Origin of the sequence: Kitasatospora sp. NRRL B-11411 (genome assembly GCF_000721345.1) — a bacterium.
In the GTDB taxonomy this organism is placed as follows: domain Bacteria; phylum Actinomycetota; class Actinomycetes; order Streptomycetales; family Streptomycetaceae; genus Kitasatospora; species Kitasatospora cineracea.
Map to the genome: position 1 here is coordinate 1 of NZ_JOGH01000115.1, position 21,877 is coordinate 21,877.

A 21,877-nucleotide genomic window follows, 5' to 3' on the forward strand; every position below is an offset into this window, starting at 1 on the left:
CCATCGCGTGCAACCGCCTGAAAGCCATACCCGGCGCCTCTGGATCTCTGGACCTTACGACGGCCCGTCCAACCCACCAACAACGTAGGACCGCCTGACACCGGCCGCCTCCTGGCCCGTACTGACGCGGTATCAACCCCCGTGCCCGTGCTCCGCCATGCACCCCGCCCCGCCCAGCACCCCGTCCACCGCCCCGTCCACCACCTCGTTCACCGCTCCGCGAACGTTTCAGCGCCCCGCGCGGGCCCAGGAGCTGCGGGGACGTCCGGCAGCCCGGGCCGCGGATTGACAGGTCCGCCGCCCCTTCCCACCATGGGAGCGCTCCCAAGCGCCGGCCGCCGCGGCACCGTACGCCGCCCGGCCGTCCCCCGTCCCCGTCCGGCTCGGTGGCCTCCGTGGCGTGGCCCCGGGCCGGCGCCCCACCCGGGAGGAACCACCCCCATGCTGTTCCGCAGGAGATCCGCCGGGCTGCGCCGCCCGCTCGCCGCGACGGCCTCGGCCGCCCTGGCCGTGCTCGCGGCGGCGCTGCCGCTGTCCGCCCCCGCCGCCGCCGCGGACCCCGCCCCCGCCGCGGACACCACCGTCACGGTGAACGCCGCCGCGGGCCTGGGCACCGTCGGCCAGGCCGCGCTCGGCGCCAACACCGCCATCTGGGACTCGCACATGAACGACCCCCAGGTGGCCTCGCTCTACCGGGACGCCGGGATCGGCGCGCTGCGCTACCCGGGCGGCTCGTACGCGGACATCTACCACTGGATCGACAACAGCGCACCGGGCGGCTACGTAGCCCCGGGCACCGGCTTCGACGCGTTCATGGGGACGGTGCAGGCCACCGGCGCCCAGCCGATCCTGATCGCCAACTACGGCTCGGGCACCGCCCAGGAGGCCGCGGACTGGGTCCGGTACGCCAACGTCACCAAGGGCTACGGCGCGAAGTACTGGGAGATCGGGAACGAGATCTACGGGAACGGCGTCTACGGCAGCGGCTGGGAGAACGACACCCACGCCGACAAGACCCCGGACCAGTACGCCCGGGAGGTCAAGGCGTACGCCGCGGCGATGAAGGCCGTCGACCCGACGGTGAAGATCGGCGCGGTGCTCACCATGCCCGGCAACTGGCCGGACGGCATCGTCGCGGGCGGCGACAGCGGCGACTGGAACCACACCGTGCTGGCCGCCGTCGCGCACGACGTCGACTTCGTCAGCGTCCACTGGTACCCGAACGCCGGCGGCGGCGACGGGGCGCTGGCCGCCGTCCGGCAACTGCCCGGCGAGCTGCGCGAGGTGCGCAACCTGCTGGACCGGTACGCGGGCGCCGACTCGGCGAAGATCGGCATCGCCATGACCGAGGTCAACTCCGAGTCCGGCAACGGCGCCCTCACCAGCCGCCCGAACGGCCTGTTCGCGGCGGAGGCGATGAGCACCGCGCTGGAGAACGGCGTCTTCACCGTCGACTGGTGGGACACCCACAACGGCGTCGGCCCGATCACCACCGTCGGCGACGAGACCGACTACGGCGACATGGGCATGCTGTCCAGCGGCGCCTGCAACGGCAGCGTCTGCGAACCGGCCGTGAACACCCCGTTCGCGCCGTACTACGGCATCAAGGCGCTCGGCGCGCTCAGCGACCCGGGCGACACCATGGTGGCCTCCGCCGCCTCCGGCCCCGAGGTCTCCTCGCACGCGGTGCTGCGCGCCGACGGCGACCTCAGCGTGCTGCTGCTGAACAAGAACGCCACCGCCGCCCGCACCGTGGACCTGCGCTACCTGGGCTTCACCGCCGGGGCCGCCGCCCCCGCGGTGCAGCGCTGGGCACCCGGTGACACCGGCCTGGTCGACGCCACCGGCACCGCCACCGCCACCTCGGCGACCCTCGCCCCGTACTCGCTCACCGTGCTGACCGTGCACCCCGCGGCCGGCACCGACTCCGCCACCGTCGGCGCCCCCGGCACCCCGCGCACCACCGCCGTGGACGCCGCCACCGCCACCCTGAGCTGGCCGGCCGCGACCGGCGCCGTGGACCGCTACGAGGTCTACGAACAGCTGGGCACCACCGTCCAGCTGCTCGGCTCGTCCACCGGCACCTCGGCCACCCTCTACAACCTGCCGCCGGGCTCCCGGCACACCATCAACGTGCTGGCCCGCGACCAGGCCGGCCACCTCTCCCGGCCCTCCGTCCCGCTCACCTTCACCACCGGCACCCCCGCCACCAGCACCTGCACCGTCTCGTACCAGGTGACCAGCGGCTGGGGCAACGGCTTCGTGGCCGACGTGGTGGTGAACAACCTCGGCCCGGCGGACCTGAACGGCTGGACCGTGGACTTCGACTGGCCCTCCACCGGACAGTCCGTCAGCTCCTGGTGGAACGCCGACATCACCTCCACCGGCCAGCACGTCCGGGTCACCAACGGCCAGTACAACGCCCACCTGGCGCCGAACGGCGGCAGCTCCGCCGAGTTCGGCTTCGTCGGCGCCAACAACGGCGCCAACCCGTCCCCGACGGTGTTCCGCCTGAACGGCACGGTCTGCCGCACCGTCAGCTGACCTTCCCCGCAACGGCGTTCCGCTCCGGCACCTGAGTACCCGTACTCAGGTGCCGGTGTCCGTGCCGAACGATACTGTTCGCACACGTCTGGAAGCCGTCACGCCGGGAGCCCGCTCCCGGCGCCACCGAGGGGGAACACCACCATGAAGCGCACCCGTCTCGCCGCGACCGCCGCTGCCGCCGCCGTGCTCACCGCCACCGCCGTCACCACGGCCTCCGCCGACTCGCCCTCCCCCGCCGCCACCGCCCACGGCACCCCGGGCACCGGCCAGGTCATCCCTTACCCGGGCCCCGACGGCCTGATCTGGATCCCCGAGTGGATCGGCGACGGCGGCGCCGTCACCGGCGGCGCCAACCCCGCCGGCCTCCCCGTCACCGTCACCCTCGCCTGCCTCACCACCGACGCCCCCGCCGAGGCCCGCGTCACCTTCACCGCCCAGTACGGCGACCCCACCCCCGTCACCTTCACCACCCCCTGCCTCCCCGGCACGACCACCACCGCCACCACCACCGTCACGCCCGAACAGGGCCGCTCCTTCTACGTCGGCGTCCAGACCTCCACCCCGGACGTCCACTGGGGCCTGACCGTCACCCAGCCGGAGTCCTGACCCCCGCGGCGCGTACTCCGGGACTCGGCCGCCCTGCCGCCTCGCCGCCTCGCCGCACCGGTTCCCGCCCGGGGCCGGGCGGCCGGGCCCGGAGCGCCCCGGATACCTTCCTCCCAGGAGAGAACCACCCGCAGCCCGGCGGGGGCCAGGAACCCGAGGAGAGCAGACCGGACATGACAGCCAGCGACCCGGCGGACACCCCCGCACCTCCCGCATCCCCCGCACCTCCCGCACCTCCCGCCTCCCCCGCGCCCCGGCGCGTCCTGCTGCTGCTCTGGGCGGTCACCGCCACCGCGTACGCCCTCGACCTGGCCAGCAAGATCGCGGTGGTCGCCGGACTCGAGGGCCGCGCGCCCGTCCACCTGATCGGCGACTGGCTGGTGCTGCAGGCCCAGCGCAACTCCGGCGCCGCGCTCGGCATCGGCGAGACCACCACCATCGTCTTCACCCTGATCGCCACCGCCGTCTCCGTCACCGTCGTCCGCCTCTCCCGCCGCCTGGCCAGCACCCCCTGGGCGATCGCCCTCGGCCTCCTGCTCGGCGGCGCCCTCGGTAACCTGACGGACCGCCTCTTCCGCTCCCCCGGCCACCTCCGGGGAGCCGTCGTCGACTTCATCGCCGTCAACGACTTCAGCGTGATGAACCTCGCCGACTGGTCCCTCACCTGCGGCTGCGCCCTCGCCGTCCTCCTCTCCTTCCGCAACACCCCCATGAGCACCGCCCCCGCCCCCGCCCCTGCCCCCGCCGCCGCCGCCCCGACCGAGTCCTGACCGACCGGTCCGGGCAACCGTGCCCCCGGGCCGTCACGAATCCCGGTAGCGGCAGACCGTCTGCGCTGCCAGAGTGCCCCGGTGCTGAACGAATCCGAGGTACTCGCAGTGCTGGACCTGCTCAAGAGCGCGGGGGCGGCGGCCTGGGTGGACGGCGGCTGGGGCGTGGATGCCCTGATCGGGGAGACCACCCGCATCCATTCGGATCTCGATCTGGTCGTCCTGTCGGACCAGCTCGACGTGGTGCGGGACGCTCTGTTCGAAGCCGGGTTCACCGAGGTCCTGCGGGACTGGCTTCCCACCGCGCTGGCCGTCACGGACAGTGCCGGCCGGGAAATCGACCTGCACCCCGTGCTCGGGTCCGCCCGCGAAGGCGGACAGCAACTCCTCCCGGACGGTGGACGGTTCCACTACCCGGCTCCGGTGACCGGGACCATCGGCGGACGCCAGGTGCTGTGTGTCGACGCGGCAACGCAGGTGCGGTGCCACCTCGGCTACGAAGCCACGGCCAAGGACCGCCAGGACATGGAACGGCTGCACGCCGGCACGGGAGTGGAGCTTCCCCCCGATTACACACCTTCGCCGTGAAAGGCCGTTGTTCCGCCCGTCAGGACAGTCCGAGTCCGATCGGGGCCGGCCGCAGTGGCTGACCGTTCAACGCGTGGGAGTCCTCCTCGTCCCACCACAGACCGCCCTCCTTGGTGAGGTAGGGGTGCAGATCGCGGACGCCTCCGCCCTCGTGGAGCGCTTGCGCGACGGCGTGGAGGAGATGTGCGAGCCCGGGCCATGAATCGGTGAAGTCGCCGCCGCCGCCGTGGCCTGCCCAGCCCAGGCGCCCCGGGTTCGGGCCGGGCCGTTGGTCGATCACCTGTGCCACGCCGTCGGCGCTCTCGGCCCAGGGCACCCAGAGAGGGTGCCACCAGGGTTCGTCGTCCCACGGGCGGGCGGTCAGGCCGGCGTTCTCGGTCGCGACGTCCATGCGGGTCTGCCAGCGGTCCACGATTCCGCTCACCGGCAGTGGGGACTGCTCGGGGAGGAGAGTCGCCCAAGTGCTCAGCCCGTTGTGGCAACGCAGGGACTCGGCGAGGTCGCCGGGCAGTTGGATGCCGAGGACCTGTTCCGCGTCCCGGACCTCGTCCGCTGTCGCCGGCGGGTTGAGCACCGCGAGGCCGGAAGCCGAATGCCTCGCCAGCCAGGCATCGATCCGGCGCCACGACTCCGACGGGGGCAAGATCTGCTGGCTCATCGCGCCATCCTGCCTCACGTGTCCGACGCGGCGGGCCGAGGACTCGGATGCGTGCTCCGGCGGCGAACCGACGGGTCGAGCGGCGGCCGTTACCGACGTCGTCTGCAACCTGCTCTCCTGATCTTGGCTGTTTTCGCAGGTCACGAGCGCATGAGGGGCACTCGGCGCCCCGGCCTCGGGGCTCTCGGTCCGCTGCCTCAGTAGCCGTTCATGACACCGGCGCGTCCCAGGGGCCCCGCTCCGTGCCCGGGCTCGGAGGCTCGCGGGTCAAGAAGAGGTCGGCCCGGATCGCACCGGACCGGGGTGGCCCGGAACCGCCTTGTGCAGCGGCGTTCAGGCTTCGTCGGGAGCCGGAGCCGGAGTCCGAGTCGGGGTCGGGGTCGGGGTCGGGGCCGGGGTGGGGCGGGGTCCGGTGGCCGGGGAGAGGGTGGCGGCGGCGAGGGTGAGGAGGAGGACCGGGAGCATGGCGGTGCGCAGGCCGCGGTGGTCGCCGAGGAAGCCGAGGGACGGGGGGCCCGCGAGCAGGGCGACGTAGCCGATCCGGGAGGTGAAGGTGATCCGGGCGGTGGTGTCGGGGCCGGATTCGCCGGCGGCGGAGAGCGCCAGCGGGAAGCCGAGGGAGGTGCCGAGGCCCCAGAGCAGGACGGCGCAGCCCGCGGCGGTCGGGGAGTCGGCGAAGGAGACCAGGGCGATGCCGGTGGCGGTGAGCAGTGCGCCGCCGCCGAGCATCACGGGCCGGCCGAACCGGGCGACGGCGGGGCCGCCGGCGAAGCGTCCGGCGGCCATGGCGGCGGCGAACCCGGCGTAGACCAGCGAGCCGAGGCCGGCCGGCATGTCGTGGCCGTCGACCATCAGCAGCGGCAGCCAGTCGGTGGCGGCGCCCTCGGCCAGCGTCATGGCGAACACCACGCCGCCGATCATCAGCAGCCGGGGGTCGAGGGCGGGCCGCCGTCCCGCCGGCGCCGGGGCGGCGGGATCGGCGGTGGCGCGGCCGAGGCCGGGTCGCAGGCCCGGGAGGGCGAGGACGAACAGGGTGGACGTCAGGAGCAGGACGGCGGCCAGGTGCCAGGGGACGGGGAGTCCGATCGCCGCGCCGCCCGCGCCGAGGGCGGCGCCGAGCAGGGTGCCCAGGCTGTAGCAGCCGTGCAGGGCGGGCAGGACGGGGCGGCCGTACGCGCGTTCCACGTCGGCGCCGTCGACGTTGCTGGCGACTTCCGACAGGCCCATGCCCGCGCCGATCAGCAGCAGGCCGAAGGCGACCAGCGGCGCGGAGGAGCGGGCCGCGCCGAGCGCCGTGGTGCCCGAACTGGCCAGCACCAGAGCCATGCCGGTGATGACGACGGGCCGGGTGGAGAACCGGGCCACCAGGGCACCGGCCACCAGGATGCCGAGCATCGAGCCGATCGACATCCCGAAGAGCACCAGGCCCATCTCGGCGGTGGAGGCGTCGAGCCGGTCGCGGACGTCGGGGGTCCGGGTGACCCAGGTGGCGAGCGCGAACCCGGGTATCCCGAAGCACAGTTGCAGGGCCCGGCGGTGCCGGCGGACCGCCGGGTCCGGCAGCCGACGCTCCGGACGGACCGGGCGCTCCGGGCGCTCCGGGCGGACCGGGCGGGCCCGGCGCTCAGGGCGCTCCCGACGGACGCGCGCCTTCGGACGGATGCTGAACGCCGGGCGCACGCTGAACGCCGGGCGGACGCGGGGCTGTTGGCGGACGCGGGGTGCCGGGCGGGACTCCATCGGGACGCGGGCCTCCGGAACGGAACAAAGGGCGGAACGAACGAAGGAAGGGCCGGAACCGGGCGGGGCGGCCCAGCCGGGATGGTTGGCGTACCCACGCACCCTAGCCGCGCCCCGGCCCGCCCCTCCGCGCGGGGCGGAACCCCGGCTTCCGGTGCGGGGCCGCCCCCGCTCCGACGTGCCGGTTCGGGGGCGGCGGCGAGCGCCGAAATGGGAGAGCGCTCTCCCACTTGACATGAATTCTGCCAGGTCATCACACTGCTGGGGCGAGAGAGCGCTCTCAGCGCTCCCCTCTCTCTCGCTGCGCGACCGCACACCCCGTTCCCCCACCTGCACGCGCACCCGAGGAGCCGTCAGATGCTCGCGCCACGTCCCCACCTCCGCTGGAGGGCGCCGCTGTGCGCCCTCCTCGCCGTCACCGCCCTGCTGGCGAGCCTGCTGCTCGCCCTGGCCCCGGCACCGACCGCCCACGCCGCCGCCGGGGCGCTGCTCTCGCAGGGCCGGCCCGCCACCGCCTCGTCCACCGAGAACGCCGGGACGCCCGCCTCCGCCGCCGTCGACGGCGACCCCGGCACCCGCTGGTCCAGCGCCGCCGCCGACCCGCAGTGGCTCCAGGTCGACCTCGGCTCCAGCCGGACGGTCGGTCAGGTCGTCCTGCAGTGGGAGGCCGCGTACGCGAAGGCGTACCAGATCCAGACCTCGGACGACGGCGCCAACTGGACGAGTGTCTACTCCACCACCACCGGCACCGGCGGCACCCAGACCCTCGACGTCTCCGGCACCGGCCGCTACGTGCGGATGTACGGCACCGCCCGCACCACCGCGTACGGCTACTCGCTCTGGGAGTTCCAGGTCTTCACCACCGTGGACGGCAGCAACTCGCCCTCCCCCAGTCCGAGTTCGAGCAGCACGCCGCCCGCCGACCCGTTCTGGGGCGACACCGGCGGCATTCCGGCCGCGAAGAACGTGCTGACGGTGAAGGTGCTGAACCGCACCAACGGCGCCTATCCGGACAGCCAGGTGTACTGGAGCTTCAACGGCCAGGTGCACTCGATCGCCGAGCAGCCGTACCTCGACATGCCCGCCAACTCCTCCGGCCGGATGTACTTCTCCCTCGGTTCGCCGACCAGCAAGTACGCCGACTTCATCGAGTTCACCGTCGGCCCGGACGTCTTCAACGGCAACACCACCCGGGTGGACGCCTGGGCGCTGCCGCTGGCGATGCGGCTGCACGCCGCCGACGGCTACGACGTGCAGGTCGGTGACGCCCGGTCGGTGTTCGACGAGAGCCGGGCGCAGCTGTTCCAGGACTTCCAGGACGCCGTGCCGCAGGAGTTCAAGGTGCTGGCGCAGACCGAGGCCCCGTACCGGATCATCGCGCCGGGCAGCGACCCGAGCTTCCGGACCGGCGGGGTGAACGCCGACTACTTCACGGCGTACGCGAGTTCGGTCGGCGTCAACGAGTCCACCTCGAACATCTTCGGCTGCGCGGGCAGCATGGCCGCCGACCCGGGCATGTGCTCGGCGCTGAACCGGCACGTCGCCACGCTGCCGCAGTCGCAGTGGTCCGACCCGACGAAGTACTACGCGGCGGGCCCGGCCAACTACTACGCCGAGTTCTGGCACGACCGCGCGATCGACGGCCTGGCGTACGGCTTCCCGTACGACGACTACGCCGGCCAGTCCTCGTACGTCTCGCACGCGAACCCGCAGTGGCTCGAGGTCGCCGTCGGCTACTGAGCCCCGGCGCGTCCCCCACCCCCTGTCCGCGAGGAGAACCGTGAACGCACGTTCGGCACGCCCACCGGGCTCCGCCCCGGTGCCCCGACGCACCGTCAGCACGCTGTGGACGGCGGCCCTCGCCGTCCTGGCCCTGCTCACCACCCTGCTGGTCGCGGGCACGCCCGCCGCGCAGGCCGCACCGACGCTGCTCTCGCAGGGTCGGCCCGCGACCGCCTCGTCCACCGAGAACGCCGGCACGCCCGCCTCCGCCGCCGTCGACGGCGACAACGGCACCCGCTGGTCCTCCGCCGCCGCCGATCCGCAGTGGCTCCAGGTCGACCTCGGCGCCGCCGCGACGCTCGACCAGGTCGTGCTGCGCTGGGAGACCGCGGCCGCGAAGTCCTACCAGATCCAGACCTCGAACGACGGCGCCAACTGGACGAGTGTCTACTCCACCAGCACCGGCGCGGGCGGCACCGAGACGCTGAACGTCTCGGGCAGCGGCCGCTACGTGCGGATGTACGGGACCGCCCGCACCACCCAGTACGGCTACTCGCTCTGGGAGTTCCAGGTGTACGGCACCGCCGGGACGGGCGGGGGCGGCGCCGCCTGCGGCGCCCAGAACGCCGCGCTGGACCGGCCGGTCACCGCCTCCTCCGAGCAGAGCGCCGCCTTCCCGGCCGCGGCCGCCGTGGACGGCGACGGCGGCACCCGGTGGTCGAGCGCCGCCGCCGACCCGCAGTGGCTCCAGGTCGACCTGGGCGCGGTGCTGCCGGTCTGCCGGGTCTCGCTGGCCTGGGAGGCCGCGTACGCCACGGCGTTCCAGGTGCAGGTCTCCGCCGACGGGGCGAACTGGACGAGTGTCCACTCCACCACCGCCGGCACCGGCGGCACCCAGACCCTCGACGTCACCGGCACCGGCCGCTACGTCCGGGTGTACGGCACCCAGCGCGCCACCCAGTACGGCTACTCGCTCTGGGAGTTCCAGGTCTTCACCGGCGGGGGCGGCAGCACCCCGACACCCACTCCGACACCCACGCCCACTTCCCCTGGTGGGAACGGGAGTTGCGGCACCGTCAACGCGGCGCTCGGACACCCCGCCACCGGCTCCTCCACCCAGGACGCCGACCCGGCGTACGACGCGTTCTACGCGACCGACGGCAGCACGCTGACCCGCTGGTCGAGCGCGGTCGGCGACCCGCAGTGGATCGTGGTCGACCTCGGCGGGAGCCTGCCGGTCTGCCAGGTGGTGCTGCAGTGGGAGAACGCCTACGCCACCGGGTTCCGGATCGAGCTGTCCGACGACAGCGCCAAGTGGACGAGTGTCTACTCCACCACCACCGGCACCGGCGGCACCCAGAAGGTCGACGTCACCGGCACCGGCCGCTACCTGCGGCTGTACACCACCGCCCGGGCCACCGGGTACGGCGTCTCGCTCTGGGAGCTGGCCGTGCGCACCGTCGGCGACAAGGCCGTCACCATCCCGCCACCCGCGCCGAAGCCCGCGCCGGGCAGCTGCCCGTGGCTGAACCGGCCGGACGTGCCGGTCGCCACCCGGGTCGCCCAGCTGATGGGCGCAATGACCCAGGAACAGAAGGACAAGATGCTGTACGGCGACGGCTCCGACGTCTACATCGGGCAGATCGCCGGGCAGCCCGAGCTGTGCATCCCCGACCTCAACCTGGAGGACGGCCCGAGCGGCGTCGGCGACGGCCTCGGCGGCGTCACCCAGTTCCCGGACGGGGAGGTGTCCGCGGCCACCTTCGACCCGGACTACGTGCACGAGTTCGGCGTCGCGGTCGGCCAGGAGTTCGCCGGCAAGGGCGTGCACGTCTCGCTCGGCCCGACGATCAACATGGTGCGCGACCCGCGCTGGGGCCGGGCCTACGAGACCTTCGGCGAGGACCCGTACCTGAGCGGGCAGATCGCCAGTGCGGACGTCCAGGGCATGCAGAGCCAGGGCGTGATGGCCGAGGTCAAGCACGTCGCCGCGTACAACGTCGAGCAGCCCTCGGCGCCCGGCAACGAGATCGTCGACGCCCGCACCCTGCAGGAGATCTACCTGCCGGCCTTCCAGACCGCGATCGAGAAGGGCGGCGCGGCGGCGCTGATGTGCGGCTACAGCATGGTCAACGGCGAGTACTCCTGCCAGAACCCGGCGCTGGAGAACGTCGCGATGTACCAGCAGGCGGGCTTCCAGGGGTTCATCACCTCGGACTGGGGCGGCATCCACTCCACCGTGCCGTCCGCCAACGCGGGCGAGACGGTCGAGATGCCGTTCAACGGCTTCTTCGCCGCCCCGCTGCTGCAGGCCGTGGCCGACGGCCGGGTGAGCCAGGCGACCTTCGACACCATGGTCTCCCGGGTGCTGACCCAGATGTTCCGCTTCGGCCTGTTCGACAAGGCGCCCAGCGGCTCCAAGACCGCGATCGTCGCCACCCCCGCCCACCGTGCGGTCGCCCTGCGCGGCGCCGAGGAGGGCACCGTCCTGCTCAAGAACAACGGCCTGCTGCCGCTCGACGCCAACGCCGGCCGCTCGATCGCCGTGATCGGCACCCAGGCCGGCCCCGGCACGCTCACCTCCGGCGGCGGCAGCGGCAACGCCACCAGCTCCGGCACCTACACCCCGCTGTACGGCCTCCAGCAGCGCACCGCGGGGACGGGCACCACCGTCGCCTACGACGACGGCACCGACCAGGCCGCGGCGGTCGCCCTCGCCAGGTCCTCGAACGTGGCGATCGTCTTCGCCGCCGACAACTACGGCCACGAGACCGCCGACACCGCCACCCTCGACCTGCCCGGCAACCAGGACGCGCTGATCTCGGCGGTGGCCGCGGCCAACCCGAACACCATCGTGGTGCTCAGCAACAACTCGGCGGTCATGATGCCCTGGCTGAACCAGGTCGCGGGCGTCTTCGAGGGCTTCTACCAGGGCCAGGAGTTCGGCGAGGCCATCGCCGCGCTGCTGTTCGGCGACGTCAACCCGTCCGGGCACCTGCCGATCACCTTCCCCGCCGCGCTCTCCCAGGTCCCGGCGAACACCCCCGCCCAGTGGCCCGGCACCGGCGGCACCGTGCAGTACTCCGAGGGCCTGAAGATCGGCTACCGCTGGTACGACTCCAACAACCTCACCCCGCTCTTCCCGTTCGGCCACGGCCTGTCCTACACCACCTTCGCCTTCTCCGGCCTCCAGGTCGGCCCGCTCAGCGGCGGCACGGCCACCGTCACCGCGACCGTCACCAACACCGGCAGCCGGGTCGGCACCGAGGTCGCCCAGCTGTACGTCGGCGCCCCCGCCGACACCGGGGAGCCCCCGCACCAGCTCAAGGGCTTCCAGCGGATCACCCTGAACCCCGGCGCGTCCGGCACCGTCAGCTTCACCGTGACGGCGCACGACCTGGCGCACTGGGACACCGGCAGCGGCAACTGGACCGCCACGGCGGGCAGTTACCAGATCCTGGTCGGCGACAGCTCCCGGCACCTGCCACTGACCGGCAGCCTCGCCAACCCGGCCACCGTCGTGGCGAACGCGATGGACTGACCGGGGGCCACCCCGCCGCACGGCCGGGGACGCCCGCGGGCGCCCCCGGCTCCGGCGCCCCCGACTCCGGTGCTCCCGACTCCGGTGCTCCCGGCTCCGGTGCTCCCGGCCGCAGGATCAGGCGTTGGGGTCGAACGGGATGCCCGCGGGCATCGCGTGCGCCAGCGCGTACGCGAAGGCGCCGTCGCCGATCTTGATGGTGGCGGCGCCGAAGTCCGCCGACAGCAGCTTGTCGCGGTAGCCGGCGGGGTAGCCGTCCCAGCCGACCATGCGCGGGTAGAACCAGTTGCCGGTGGCGTTCTCGGCCGGTTCGTCGTTGGCGTTGGCGAACCGGAAGTCGTGGGTGGAGACGCCGTCCTTGTGGTAGACGATCTTCGGGTGGGTGCCGTCGAAGCGGATCGCCGACCGGGCGGCGACCTGGTAGCCGCTGTGCTGGGAGACCGACACGTACTGCACCTGATCGTCGTGCACCCACACCAGCACGTGCTCCCAGTCGTGCCGGTGCCCGATCGCGGCCGGGCCGAGGGTGGCCTGGTCCTTCTCGAAGTAGCTGGCGTACATCAGGGCGCACCAGCCGTTGTTGCACTTGGTGCGCGAGTAGGTGTTGGAGTCGGCGAGCTGGGCGTAGTCGTGGCAGTGGCCGTTGACGTCGCCGCCGAGCTTGAGCCCCGGGTTGATCGTGCCGTCGGCGCCGATCGCGGCGGTGGCGTAGCAGCCGTCCTTGTCGTAGTCGTACGCCGGGGAGAAGGTCTGGTCCAGCCCCGGGGCGTTCTGCGGCAGCCGGGTCAGCACGCTCGCCCCGGCCGGGGTCGGGAGGGCCACGACGAGCGCCGTCGCGGCGGCCAGCCCGAGCAGGGCCCGGGCCGGGGAACTCGGCTTGCGCATGATGACTCCTGATCGGCCGTCGGATCGGGTACGGGGCCCGCGCCGGGCGGGCTGACGGGCAGTCAGCGCGGGTGCGGGCACCGCGAATCTAGAGGCGGCGCCCACTTCCGACAAGGCGTGAAATAAGACAGGACCCGGGCACCGCCCCCCGACGGGACGGCAACGTCGGCACTCGGGCTCCGGCGACGCTCGGGCTCCGGAGGCACTCAGGTACCGGAGGCGCTCGGGCTCCGGCGACGCTCAGGTACCGGCGACGCGCTCCAGCCAGTCGCCGAACAGGGCGCTCTCGTGCGGGGTGAACCCCTCGATCGCAGGCAGGGCGGCGCGCAGGGTCACCGCGGCGGTGGCCGGGACGGAGAGGGCGAGCTCCTGGGGGTCGGCCAGGACGGCGGCCCGGACGGCCTCCCAGGCCAGGTCGGACAGGGTGGTGTCGCGGTCCGCCTCGGGCTGGTCGATCAGGGTGAGGACGACGCCGGTGCCGGCCGCCCGGATCAGGTCGACGGCGCGCCGTTCGGGGACCTTCAGCCGTCCGGCCCGGGCGACCCGGGCGACCCGCTGCCGCAGTATCCGCACCCCGGCGTCGGCGGCGGACCGCCCGTCCGGGCCCGGCGCCATGGTGTGCATCAGCCGGAACAGGGCCGGGTTGACCAGTCCGAAGCCGATGTGCAGGTCCCAGCCGGCGCGCAGGCCGCGCACCGGGTCGTCGTCCGCGTCGACCGGGGGCTTGCGCGCCGTGTAGACGGCGTAGCCGTGTTCGGCGACGGCCTGCAGCAGGCCGTCCTTGTCGCCGAAGAGGCGGTAGATGGTGGGCGCCTGGACGCCTGCGGCGAGCGCCACCGAGCGGGTGGTGACCGCGTCGGGGCCCTCGGCGGCGAGGAGTTGGGCGGCGACCTCGACCAGCCGGGTGCGCACGGCGTCGCGCGAGGTCTGCCGGGGGCGGGGACCGGCATCGTTCACGTTTCCAATGGTATCTCATGTTTGTTATCGATGAATTTCCAGTGCTAACGTAAAAACAGAACCACCGATAACAACAGGAGTGGATCATGATCGTCATCACCGGGGCCACCGGCGCGCTGAACGGCGCCACCGTCGACCACCTGCTGGAACGCCTCCCCGCCGGCGAGATCGCGGTCGCCGTCCGCGAGCCCGCCCGGGCCCGGCGGTTCGCCGACCTCGGCGTCGAGGTCCGCCGCGGCGACTACGCCGACCCGGCCTCCCTGCCCGGCGCCTTCGAGGGCGCCGACCAGCTGCTGCTGGTCTCCGCCAGCGACCCGGGCGCGGACGCCGTCGCCCTGCACCGCACCGCGATCGACGCCGCCGCGGCGGCCGGCGTCGGCCGCATCCTCTACACCAGCCACCAGGGCGCCCACCCCGACAGCGCGTTCAAGCCCGCCCGCGACCACGCCGCGACCGAACTCCTGCTCGCCGGCTCCGGCGTCCCCTGGACCGCGCTGCGCAACGGCTTCTACGCCCACAGCCTGGCCTGGCTGCTCGGACCCTGGCGGGAGACCGGCACCATCACCGTCCCCGCCGACGGCCCGGTCTCCTGGACCGCCCGCGCGGACTCCGCCGAGGCCGCCGCCGCCGTGCTCGCCGACCCCGGCGCCCACGACGGCCCGGTCACCCTCACCGCCCCCGAGGCCCCCACCTTCCAGCAGGTCGCCGAGCTCGCCGGCGAGCTCTCCGGCCGCCCCGTCCGCTGCGTCACGGTCGACCCCGAGGACTGGGTGGCCGGTCAAGTCGCCCAGGGCACACCGGAGTTCATGGCCCGCTTCACCCTCGGCATCTACCTGGCCGCCGCCCAGGGCCGCTTCGCCGGCACCGACCCGCTGCTGCCCGCCCTGCTCCCCCGCGCCCCGCGCACCGTCCGCGACCTGCTCGCCGCCGCCTGAAAACGCGCCGGGCCGCCACCCCCTCGGCGGGGGTGGCGGCCTGCGGACGGGGCCGGCGGGGCGTCAGCCCTTGAACGCGGTGGTGCCGTTGGGGGTGCCGAGGCCGGTCGGGCCGTCGTAGCCGGTGCCGGCGGTGCACAGGTAGGACGGCGAGCAGGAGCCGTTCGACCCGGAGGTCACGTCGAAGAGGGAGGAGGTGTGGGCGTAGGGGAAGGAGGCCGGGCTGGAACCGCTGGACGGCGCGCCGCCCAGGGCGTAGACGCCGGCGATGATCGGGGCCGCGGCGCTGGTGCCGCCGTAGACCGCCCAGCCGCTGCCGCCGTACGTCTGGTAGACGGCGACGCCGGTGGCCGGGTCGGCGACGGCCGAGACGTCGGCGATGGTGCGCTTGCTGCAGCCGGTGTCCTTCTGCCAGGTCGGCTTCGCGTCGTACTTGGAGCAGCCGGAGCCGGTGCCCTCGGTGGAGTTGGTCAGCCAGACGCTCTCCGACCAGCCGCGGGTGTTCGAGGCCCGCTTGAGCGCGGTGCCGCCGACCGAGGTGACGTACTTGGAGGCGGCCGGGTACTGGGCGCCGTACGCGGAGTCGCCGGAGGAGACGGTGATGGCGACGCCCGGGTGGTTGAAGTACGAGGAGTCGTAGGAGGTGTCGGCGGAGGACTCGCCGCCGCCGTAGCTGTTGGAGACGAACTTGGCGCCCAGGCTGACCGCGGTGTTCACCGAGGTGCCGAGGTTGGCCATGGTCGCGCTGCTCGCCTCGACCAGGACGATGTGGGCGTTCGGCGCGATCGCGGAGACCATGTCGAGGTCGAGCGAGATCTCCCCGGCCCAGCCGGAGTTGTTCGCCGGGAGGCTGCTGCCGCCGCTCTGGTTGACCTGCTTGAAGCAGCCGCTGGCCTTGGTGCAGGCGGGCAGCCCGTACTGGGAGCGGTAGACCGCCATGTCCGACTCGGCGTTCGGGTCGTTGTAGGCGTCCACGATGGCGACGGTCATCCCGGCGCCGCCGTTGGCGGGCAGCTTGTAGGCGCTCAGCAGGTCGGCGGGCCCGTAGCCGGACGGGGTGGCGTTCGGGGTGACGCCGAGCTGCCGGACCCCCTCCACCGTGCTGGTCACGCGCAGCGCGTGGCAGGCCATGGTGTCGCCGTGGGCGAGGGTGTCGCACGCCCTGACCCAGGACGTGCCGCCCCGGGCGTCCGCCTGCGGGGCGGTGGCCGCGCCCGCCGGGGCGACGGCCGTGAAGGCGGACAGGAGCAGGGCGGCGGTGCCCGCGACGGCGAGGGTCGTACGGCGGGCTGCGGGGGAAGTGCGCATGCGGAGGTGCCTCCTTGGCTGGGGTGACCGGAAGCGGTGCATGCCTCGCCGCGCGAGCGGATGGTGTCCGCCGACACGGCTGGGCAGGGCTCTGCGGCGGGGTTCGGGGCCGCCGTTCGGCCGGGGGTCCGGGAAAGGCCGGACTGGCGTTCGACGGTAGGGGGGCATGCACATGCCCAACAAGGAGTCGGCCCGGATCCGAACCCGCCCTTTACCCAAGCCCCCTGACGCTTGGTCGGTCGACTCCCCTTCGCCTGGGGAACGTTTGCCTCCGCTTCCCGGCCGCCACCGGACGCCCCCGGGCCTGTTACACCGTCACAGTCCGGGAACGGGACCTCCCGCGCCCCTGTCGCCGCCCCGCCGCCGCCTGCCACAGTGGGCGGACGCCGGCCACGGGGGCCCGGCCGAGAACGAGGTGACCCGGATGAGAACACGACTCGCAGGAGCCCTGCTCGCCCTGACCCTGGCCGTCGGCGGCACCGCCCTGACCACCGGCCCGGCAGCCGCCGCCGCACCCCGCACCGCCCCGGTCGCGGCCGTCCAGCAGGCACCCGCCGCCGCCACCACGCCGACCGCGGGCGGCCCGCAGGCCCAGGCACCGACCGGCCAACGGGCCCAGGCCACCACCCAGTTGGCGAAGAGCAAGGCGAAGAAAAAGAAGAAGTCCAAGGGCGGCCTGATCGGCGCCCTGCTGGTGGTGCTCCTGGTCGTCGTGGTGGGCGCCGTCCTGCTGTGGCTGATCATCCGCCGGATCCGCCGCCACTGACCCCGCCTCACGGTCGGGGCGGATTTCCCGTTGCCATTCCGGGCGGCGGTCGAGATGATCTCCGGCCGTGACACATCTCCTGGTCCTGGCGGTCCCGATCCTGGTCGCCGTCCTGATGAGCAACCTGCGGAGCAAGCGCGCCGCCGCCCCGGCCGAACGCACCGCGAAGGAGCCGGCGCTCCGCGCGCCGGTGTCCTTCGACGCCGCCGCGTACGGGCTGGTGCCGCGCGAGGCGCTCGACCCGCGGCGCCCGGGTCCGCCCGCGCCGGAACGGGACCGCCGGCGGTCGCAGGCCGTCGCCGACGCCGCCTGGCAGGGCGACTGGCGCCCGGCCGCGACGCACGTCGCCGCGGCCGGGCACGACTGGGACGAGCGCTGGTCGCGCTTCGAACTGCTGCGCGCGATCGCCCGGCAGGACGACGGGTGGCTGACCGCCTGGCGGGAGGCCGACCCGGGCGACTGCGACGCGGCCGCCCTGGAGGCCGACCTGATGGTCCACCGGGCCTGGGCGATCCGGGGCCGCGGGTACGCGAACGAAGTGCCGGCCGAGAACATGGCCCGCTTCCACGCGCTGCTGCCCGCCGCGATCGAGGCCGCCCACCGGGCCGCGCTGCTCGACCCCGGGAACCCGGCGCCGTGGGTGGTGCTGGTGACGGCCGCGCGCGGCGCCCGGTACCAGCCCGACCGCTTCCGGCCGCTGTGGGAGGGCCTGGTGGCCCGCGCCCCGCACCACTACGAGGGCCACTGGCAGGGCATGCAGTACTGGTGCGCCAAGTGGTACGGCACCAACGGGAAGATGATGCGGTTCGCCGAGCAGGCCATGGACGGCGCCCCGCCGCACAGCCTGCTCGCGGGCATCTACCTGCACGCGCTGTCCGAACTGGAGGAGCGCGGCGCCGGGCTCCCGACCGGCCCCGCCGCGCACGCCCGGCTGGCGGCCGCCGCCCGGGCCCTGTCCGCCGCCCGGCCCGAGGACGAGCGGGTCCCGGGTCTGCGCCACCTGCTGGCCCACCGACTGGGCGGGGCCGGGATGCACGCGGAGGCGCTGGAGCAGTTCCGGCTCCTCGGCCGCTGGTGCGGCGCCCAGGTGTGGGCGGACCGGGGCGACCCGGTCGAGGCGTTCCACGCGGCCCGCGCCGAGGCCGTCCTGCGGTCGGGCGCCCAGCCGCTGCCGCCCGAACGGCGGGCGAAGAACACCGACGCCGCCCTGCACTCCTGACCCCTCCCCCACCATCACCGGCCCCGGCCGGCCCCGCTCCTCCCCTCGTCGGCGCCGGTCGGCGGCGGTCGGCGGCGGTCGGCGGCCCCGGGTGTTCACCGGGCCGCCACCGGGCTCGGATATCGTGCGCCGGTATCGGAGCGCGTCACCGGGAGGACGGGACAATGGGGAGGTCGGCGGCAGCGGCCGGGCCGGGGGAGCTGGAGCGGCACCTGGGGGTGTTCGACGCGGTGGTGATCGGGCTCGGCTCGATGATCGGCGCGGGCGTCTTCGCCGCGCTCGCCCCCGCCGCGGCCGCCGGCGGGTCGGGGCTGCTGCTCGGTCTGGCGCTGGCCGCGGTGGTCGCCTACTGCAACGCCACCTCCTCCGCCCGCCTCGCGGCCCGCTACCCGCAGTCCGGCGGCACCTACGTCTACGGCCGCGAGCGCCTCGGCGACTTCTGGGGCTACCTGGCGGGCTGGGGCTTCGTGGTCGGCAAGACCGCCTCGTGCGCGGCGATGGCCCTCACCGTCGGTTCCTACGTGTGGCCCGCCCGGGCGCACGCGGTGGCGGTCGCGGCGGTGGTCGCGCTGACGGCGGTGAACTACGTCGGCGTGCAGAAGGCCGCCCGGCTCACGAGGGCGATCGTCGCGGTGGTCCTGGCGGTGCTCGCCGCCGTGGTCACCGCCTGCCTGACCGGCTCGGCCGTCGACACCGGCCACTGGAGGATCGGCGCCGACGCCGGGTGGCACGGCGTGCTCCAGGCCGCCGGGTTCCTGTTCTTCGCCTTCGCCGGGTACGCGCGGATCGCCACCCTGGGCGAGGAGGTCCGCGACCCGCAGCGCACCATCCCCCGGGCGATCCCGACCGCGCTCGGCATCACCCTGGTCGTCTACGCCGCCGTCGCGCTCGCCGTCCTCGCCGTCCTCGGCCCCGACCAACTCGCCCGCAGCGCCGCGCCGTTGGCCGACGCCGTGCGCGCCGCCGGGGTGCCGGGCCTGGCCCCGGTGGTGCGGGCCGGCGCGGCGGTCGCGGCGCTCGGCTCGCTGCTCGCGCTGATCCTCGGCGTCTCGCGCACCACCCTGGCGATGGCCCGCGACCGCCACCTGCCGCACGTCCTGGCCGCCGTCCACCCGCGCTTCGGGGTCCCGCACCGGGCCGAACTCGCCGTCGGCGCCGTCGTCGCCGTGCTGGCGGCCACTGCGGACGTGCGCGGGGCGATCGGCTTCTCGTCCTTCGGCGTCCTCGCCTACTACGCCGTCGCCAACGCCGCCGCCTGGACCCTCGCCCCCGCCGAGGGCCGCCCGCCCCGGGTCGTGCCCGTCCTCGGCGCCGCCGGGTGCGCCGTGCTGGCCTTCGCCCTGCCGGCCGCCTCGGTGCTGTGGGGCGCGGCCGTGCTCGCGCTGGGCGCCGCCGCCTACGGGGTGCGGAAGGTGTCGGCGCGCGGCTGAACGCCCGGGCCGCCGGGGGTTGGTGACCGGCCGCTACCGGGCTGCCGGGGTGGCCGACCGGCCGCTACCGGGCTGCCGGGGTGGCCGACCGGCCGCTACCGGGCTGCCGGGGTGGTCGACCGGCCGCTACCGGGCAGCGGGACGGTCGGCCCCGCCGCCGTCCGCACCACTGCCACCGTCGCCGTCGCTGTCGCCGCCCCCGTCCCCGTCGCCGTCCGCGGCGTCGCTGAGGCCGAGCCGGAGGTGCTCGGTGTGGTAGACGGCCTGGTCGAGGAGTTCGGCGACGTGGTTGTCGTACAGGGCGTAGACGACGGAGCGGCCCTGCCGCTGCCCGACGACCAGGCCGAGGTTGCGCAGCAGGCGGAGCTGGTGGGAGCAGGCGGACTGCTCCATGCCGACCTCGTGGGCGAGTTCGGTGGCGGCGCAGGGGCCTTCGCGCAGGCGGGCGAGGATCAGCAGCCGGGACGGGGTGGCGAGGGCCTGGAGGGTGGTGGCCACCCGGGCGGCGTTGTCCGCGTCCAGGCTGATGCGCGGGACGGCGTTCTTGGCGGGGGCGGCTCCATGACCCATGCGGCAATACTACAGACGACGAATGAATGAGTGTTCATGTGTTCCTGTATCGTCGGCAGTGTCCGCCCCCACCGCCCCGCGGCCTGCGCGAAGGGTCCTGTCCGCCATGCCTTCCTCCACCCTGCTCGCCCGCCCCGCCGAGGCGCCCGCGGCGGCCGCCGCCGCCGCGCCCCGGCGGCGCACCCGGGTGCTCGCCCTGCCGGAGGCCCGCTGGGCCGCCGCCGCGCTGGTGCTGTTCCTGCTGGCGCTGCCGCTGCAACTGGCCGGCGCCCCGGCCTGGTCGTGGGGCCCGCTGTACGCGCTCGCCTACGCGGCCGGCGGCTGGGAGCCCGGCTGGGCCGGGCTGCAGGCGCTGCGCGAGAAGACCCTCGACGTCGACCTGCTGATGATCGTCGCGGCGCTGGGCGCGGCGGCGGTCGGCCAGGTGATGGACGGCGCGCTGCTGATCGTCATCTTCGCCACCTCCGGCGCGCTGGAGGCGCTCGCCACCGCCCGCACCGCGGACTCGGTGCGCGGCCTGCTCGACCTGGCGCCCGCCGTGGCGACCCGGCTGCTGGACGACGGCACCGAGGAGGGCGTGCCGACCGGGGAACTGGCGGTCGGTGACGTGGTCCTGGTGCGACCGGGCGAGCGGATCGGCGCGGACGGCCGGGTGCTGGACGGGGTGAGCGAGGTCGACCAGGCGAGCATCACCGGCGAGCCGCTGCCGGTCGCCAAGCGGACCGGTGACGAGGTGTTCGCCGGGACGCTGAACGGCACCGGCGCGCTGCGGGTGAAGGTCGAGCGGGACGCCTCGGACTCGGTGATCGCCCGGATCGTGCAGCTGGTCGAGGAGGCGTCGGAGACCAAGGCGTCCACCCAGCTGTTCATCGAGAAGGTCGAACAGCGGTACTCGCTGGGCATGGTGGCCGCGACGCTCGCGGTCTTCGCGGTCCCGTTGCTGGTCGGCGCGGCGTTCACCGACTCGCTGCTGCGCGCGATGACGTTCATGATCGTGGCCTCGCCGTGCGCCGTCGTCCTGGCGACCATGCCGCCGCTGCTGTCCGCGATCGCCAACGCCGGGCGGCACGGCGTGCTGGTGAAGTCCGCGGTGGTGATGGAGCGCCTGGGCCAGGTCGACGCCGTCGCACTCGACAAGACCGGCACCCTCACCGAGGGCACCCCGCGCGTGACCGACGTCCGCCCGCTGGCCGGCGCCGGGTTGGACGAGGACGGGCTGCCGGCCGGTGCCGGGCTGGACGAAGGCGGTGTGCCGGCCGGTGCCGGCCTGGACGAGGACGGGCTGCCGACCGGCGCAGGGCTGGACGAGAACCGGCTGCTGGCGCTGGCCGCCGCCGCCGAGCACCCCAGCGAGCACCCGCTGGCCCGCGCCGTCGTCGACGCCGCCCGGGCCCGCGGCCTCGCCCTCGCCCCGGCCGCGGACTTCGCCTCCACCCCCGGCGTCGGCGTCACCGCCACCGTCGCGGGCCGCACCGTCACCGTCGGCGCCCCCGCCCACCTGCTCGGCACCGCCGACCCGGCCGCCGGGCGGGCCACTCCCCCGACCACCGGCTCTGCCGCCGACCCGGCCACCGCCCGCGCCATCGCCGCCCCGGCCCTGGACCTCACCTCCACCCCCGGCACCCCCGGCACCCC

Annotated in this window: 17 protein-coding genes and 2 pseudogenes; 13 read left to right on the forward strand and 6 right to left on the reverse strand. The window is 74.4% G+C overall.

The features are described from left to right. Window positions 1-441: 441 nt before the first annotated feature. The 4 genes from IH44_RS0132535 to IH44_RS0132550 all read left to right on the forward strand — a co-directional run bounded on the left by IH44_RS0132535 (window position 442) and on the right by IH44_RS0132550 (window position 4,511). Entirely contained in the window at window positions 442-2,544 is a 2,103-nt protein-coding gene (locus IH44_RS0132535; protein WP_030463390.1) for a cellulose binding domain-containing protein, read from the forward strand. Window positions 2,545-2,688: 144 nt separating this feature from the next. Next, window positions 2,689-3,153 carry a hypothetical protein gene (locus IH44_RS46895; RefSeq protein WP_051817735.1) on the forward strand — a complete coding sequence of 155 codons (465 nt, stop codon included), beginning with the start codon at window positions 2,689-2,691 and terminating at the stop codon, window positions 3,151-3,153. A 173-nt stretch (window positions 3,154-3,326) separates the two neighbouring features. Next, window positions 3,327-3,923 carry a signal peptidase II gene (locus IH44_RS0132545; RefSeq protein ID WP_081967260.1) on the forward strand — a complete coding sequence of 199 codons (597 nt, stop codon included), beginning with the start codon at window positions 3,327-3,329 and terminating at the stop codon, window positions 3,921-3,923. 81 nt (window positions 3,924-4,004) lie between these two features. Beyond that, window positions 4,005-4,511, forward strand: a complete 507-nt coding sequence (locus IH44_RS0132550) for a nucleotidyltransferase domain-containing protein (RefSeq protein ID WP_051817737.1) — start codon at window positions 4,005-4,007, stop codon at window positions 4,509-4,511. 19 nt (window positions 4,512-4,530) lie between these two features. Here IH44_RS0132550 and IH44_RS0132555 read toward each other — a convergent pair whose 3' ends face one another. Further along, window positions 4,531-5,169 carry an SMI1/KNR4 family protein gene (locus tag IH44_RS0132555; protein ID WP_030463394.1) on the reverse strand — a complete coding sequence of 213 codons (639 nt, stop codon included), beginning with the start codon at window positions 5,167-5,169 and terminating at the stop codon, window positions 4,531-4,533. A gap of 333 nt (window positions 5,170-5,502) precedes the next feature. Then, complete coding sequence (locus IH44_RS0132560; RefSeq protein WP_030463395.1) at window positions 5,503-6,732, reverse strand: MFS transporter; 1,230 nt, start codon at window positions 6,730-6,732, stop codon at window positions 5,503-5,505. A gap of 534 nt (window positions 6,733-7,266) precedes the next feature. Here IH44_RS0132560 and IH44_RS0132565 point away from each other — a divergent pair. The 4 genes and pseudogenes from IH44_RS0132565 to IH44_RS49845 all read left to right on the forward strand — a co-directional run bounded on the left by IH44_RS0132565 (window position 7,267) and on the right by IH44_RS49845 (window position 12,172). After that, the gene (locus IH44_RS0132565) at window positions 7,267-8,649 is read left to right on the forward strand and encodes a beta-1,3-glucanase family protein (RefSeq protein WP_030463396.1); all 1,383 of its coding nucleotides are present in this window, start codon (window positions 7,267-7,269) and stop codon (window positions 8,647-8,649) included. 103 nt (window positions 8,650-8,752) lie between these two features. Next, window positions 8,753-10,189 (forward strand): annotated as a pseudogene (locus IH44_RS48710) (discoidin domain-containing protein); the annotation flags it as partial. Window positions 10,190-10,303: 114 nt separating this feature from the next. Beyond that, window positions 10,304-11,785: pseudogene (locus IH44_RS48715) on the forward strand (glycoside hydrolase family 3 protein); the annotation flags it as partial. Window positions 11,786-11,908: 123 nt separating this feature from the next. Next, complete coding sequence (locus IH44_RS49845) at window positions 11,909-12,172, forward strand: fibronectin type III-like domain-contianing protein (RefSeq protein WP_369795023.1); 264 nt, start codon at window positions 11,909-11,911, stop codon at window positions 12,170-12,172. Between the two features lie 117 nt (window positions 12,173-12,289). Here IH44_RS49845 and IH44_RS0132575 read toward each other — a convergent pair whose 3' ends face one another. After that, window positions 12,290-13,057, reverse strand: a complete 768-nt coding sequence (locus IH44_RS0132575; protein WP_030463398.1) for an NPP1 family protein — start codon at window positions 13,055-13,057, stop codon at window positions 12,290-12,292. 240 nt (window positions 13,058-13,297) lie between these two features. Then, window positions 13,298-14,014: a TetR/AcrR family transcriptional regulator gene (locus tag IH44_RS0132580; RefSeq protein WP_051817739.1), complete on the reverse strand. Its 717-nt coding sequence runs from the start codon at window positions 14,012-14,014 to the stop codon at window positions 13,298-13,300. Between the two features lie 86 nt (window positions 14,015-14,100). Between IH44_RS0132580 and IH44_RS0132585 the strand changes: the two genes are divergently transcribed. Further along, on the forward strand, window positions 14,101-14,949 hold the full coding sequence (locus IH44_RS0132585; RefSeq protein WP_030463400.1) for an NAD(P)H-binding protein: 849 nt from the start codon (window positions 14,101-14,103) through the stop codon (window positions 14,947-14,949). A 63-nt stretch (window positions 14,950-15,012) separates the two neighbouring features. On the opposite strand, the gene IH44_RS0132590 is transcribed toward IH44_RS0132585, so the two are convergent. Then, window positions 15,013-16,257 (reverse strand): S53 family peptidase, encoded by a 1,245-nt coding sequence (locus IH44_RS0132590; RefSeq protein ID WP_030463401.1) that lies wholly within the window; start codon window positions 16,255-16,257, stop codon window positions 15,013-15,015. Window positions 16,258-16,681: 424 nt separating this feature from the next. On the opposite strand from IH44_RS0132590, the gene IH44_RS0132595 reads away from it, so the two are divergent. The 3 genes from IH44_RS0132595 (at window position 16,682) to IH44_RS0132605 (ending at window position 19,672) form a co-directional block, all read left to right on the forward strand. Beyond that, window positions 16,682-17,023 carry a hypothetical protein gene (locus IH44_RS0132595; protein ID WP_030463402.1) on the forward strand — a complete coding sequence of 114 codons (342 nt, stop codon included), beginning with the start codon at window positions 16,682-16,684 and terminating at the stop codon, window positions 17,021-17,023. A gap of 67 nt (window positions 17,024-17,090) precedes the next feature. Then, window positions 17,091-18,242, forward strand: a complete 1,152-nt coding sequence (locus IH44_RS0132600; protein ID WP_051817741.1) for a hypothetical protein — start codon at window positions 17,091-17,093, stop codon at window positions 18,240-18,242. 164 nt (window positions 18,243-18,406) lie between these two features. After that, a complete protein-coding gene (locus IH44_RS0132605; RefSeq protein ID WP_030463404.1) occupies window positions 18,407-19,672 on the forward strand; it encodes an APC family permease in 1,266 nt (421 codons plus the stop codon). Window positions 19,673-19,798: 126 nt separating this feature from the next. Here the strand turns inward: IH44_RS0132605 and IH44_RS0132610 are convergent, their stop codons facing one another. Next, complete coding sequence (locus tag IH44_RS0132610; protein WP_051817743.1) at window positions 19,799-20,242, reverse strand: metalloregulator ArsR/SmtB family transcription factor; 444 nt, start codon at window positions 20,240-20,242, stop codon at window positions 19,799-19,801. Window positions 20,243-20,348: 106 nt separating this feature from the next. Here IH44_RS0132610 and IH44_RS0132615 point away from each other — a divergent pair. Beyond that, window positions 20,349-21,877 (forward strand): HAD-IC family P-type ATPase (locus IH44_RS0132615; RefSeq protein ID WP_051817745.1); only part of this gene is annotated, 1,529 nt, incomplete at its 3' end.

Coding starts and splice junctions, on each gene's coding strand:
- IH44_RS0132595 (WP_030463402.1), top strand. CDS start 16,682: ATGAGAACACGACTCGCAGGAGCCCTGCTCGCCCTGACCCTGGCCGTC.
- IH44_RS0132565 (WP_030463396.1), top strand. CDS start 7,267: ATGCTCGCGCCACGTCCCCACCTCCGCTGGAGGGCGCCGCTGTGCGCC.
- IH44_RS0132575 (WP_030463398.1), bottom strand. CDS start 13,057: ATGCGCAAGCCGAGTTCCCCGGCCCGGGCCCTGCTCGGGCTGGCCGCC.
- IH44_RS0132610 (WP_051817743.1), bottom strand. CDS start 20,242: ATGGGTCATGGAGCCGCCCCCGCCAAGAACGCCGTCCCGCGCATCAGC.
- IH44_RS0132555 (WP_030463394.1), bottom strand. CDS start 5,169: ATGAGCCAGCAGATCTTGCCCCCGTCGGAGTCGTGGCGCCGGATCGAT.
- IH44_RS0132535 (WP_030463390.1), top strand. CDS start 442: ATGCTGTTCCGCAGGAGATCCGCCGGGCTGCGCCGCCCGCTCGCCGCG.
- IH44_RS0132590 (WP_030463401.1), bottom strand. CDS start 16,257: ATGCGCACTTCCCCCGCAGCCCGCCGTACGACCCTCGCCGTCGCGGGC.
- IH44_RS46895 (WP_051817735.1), top strand. CDS start 2,689: ATGAAGCGCACCCGTCTCGCCGCGACCGCCGCTGCCGCCGCCGTGCTC.
- IH44_RS0132605 (WP_030463404.1), top strand. CDS start 18,407: ATGGGGAGGTCGGCGGCAGCGGCCGGGCCGGGGGAGCTGGAGCGGCAC.
- IH44_RS0132585 (WP_030463400.1), top strand. CDS start 14,101: ATGATCGTCATCACCGGGGCCACCGGCGCGCTGAACGGCGCCACCGTC.
- IH44_RS0132545 (WP_081967260.1), top strand. CDS start 3,327: ATGACAGCCAGCGACCCGGCGGACACCCCCGCACCTCCCGCATCCCCC.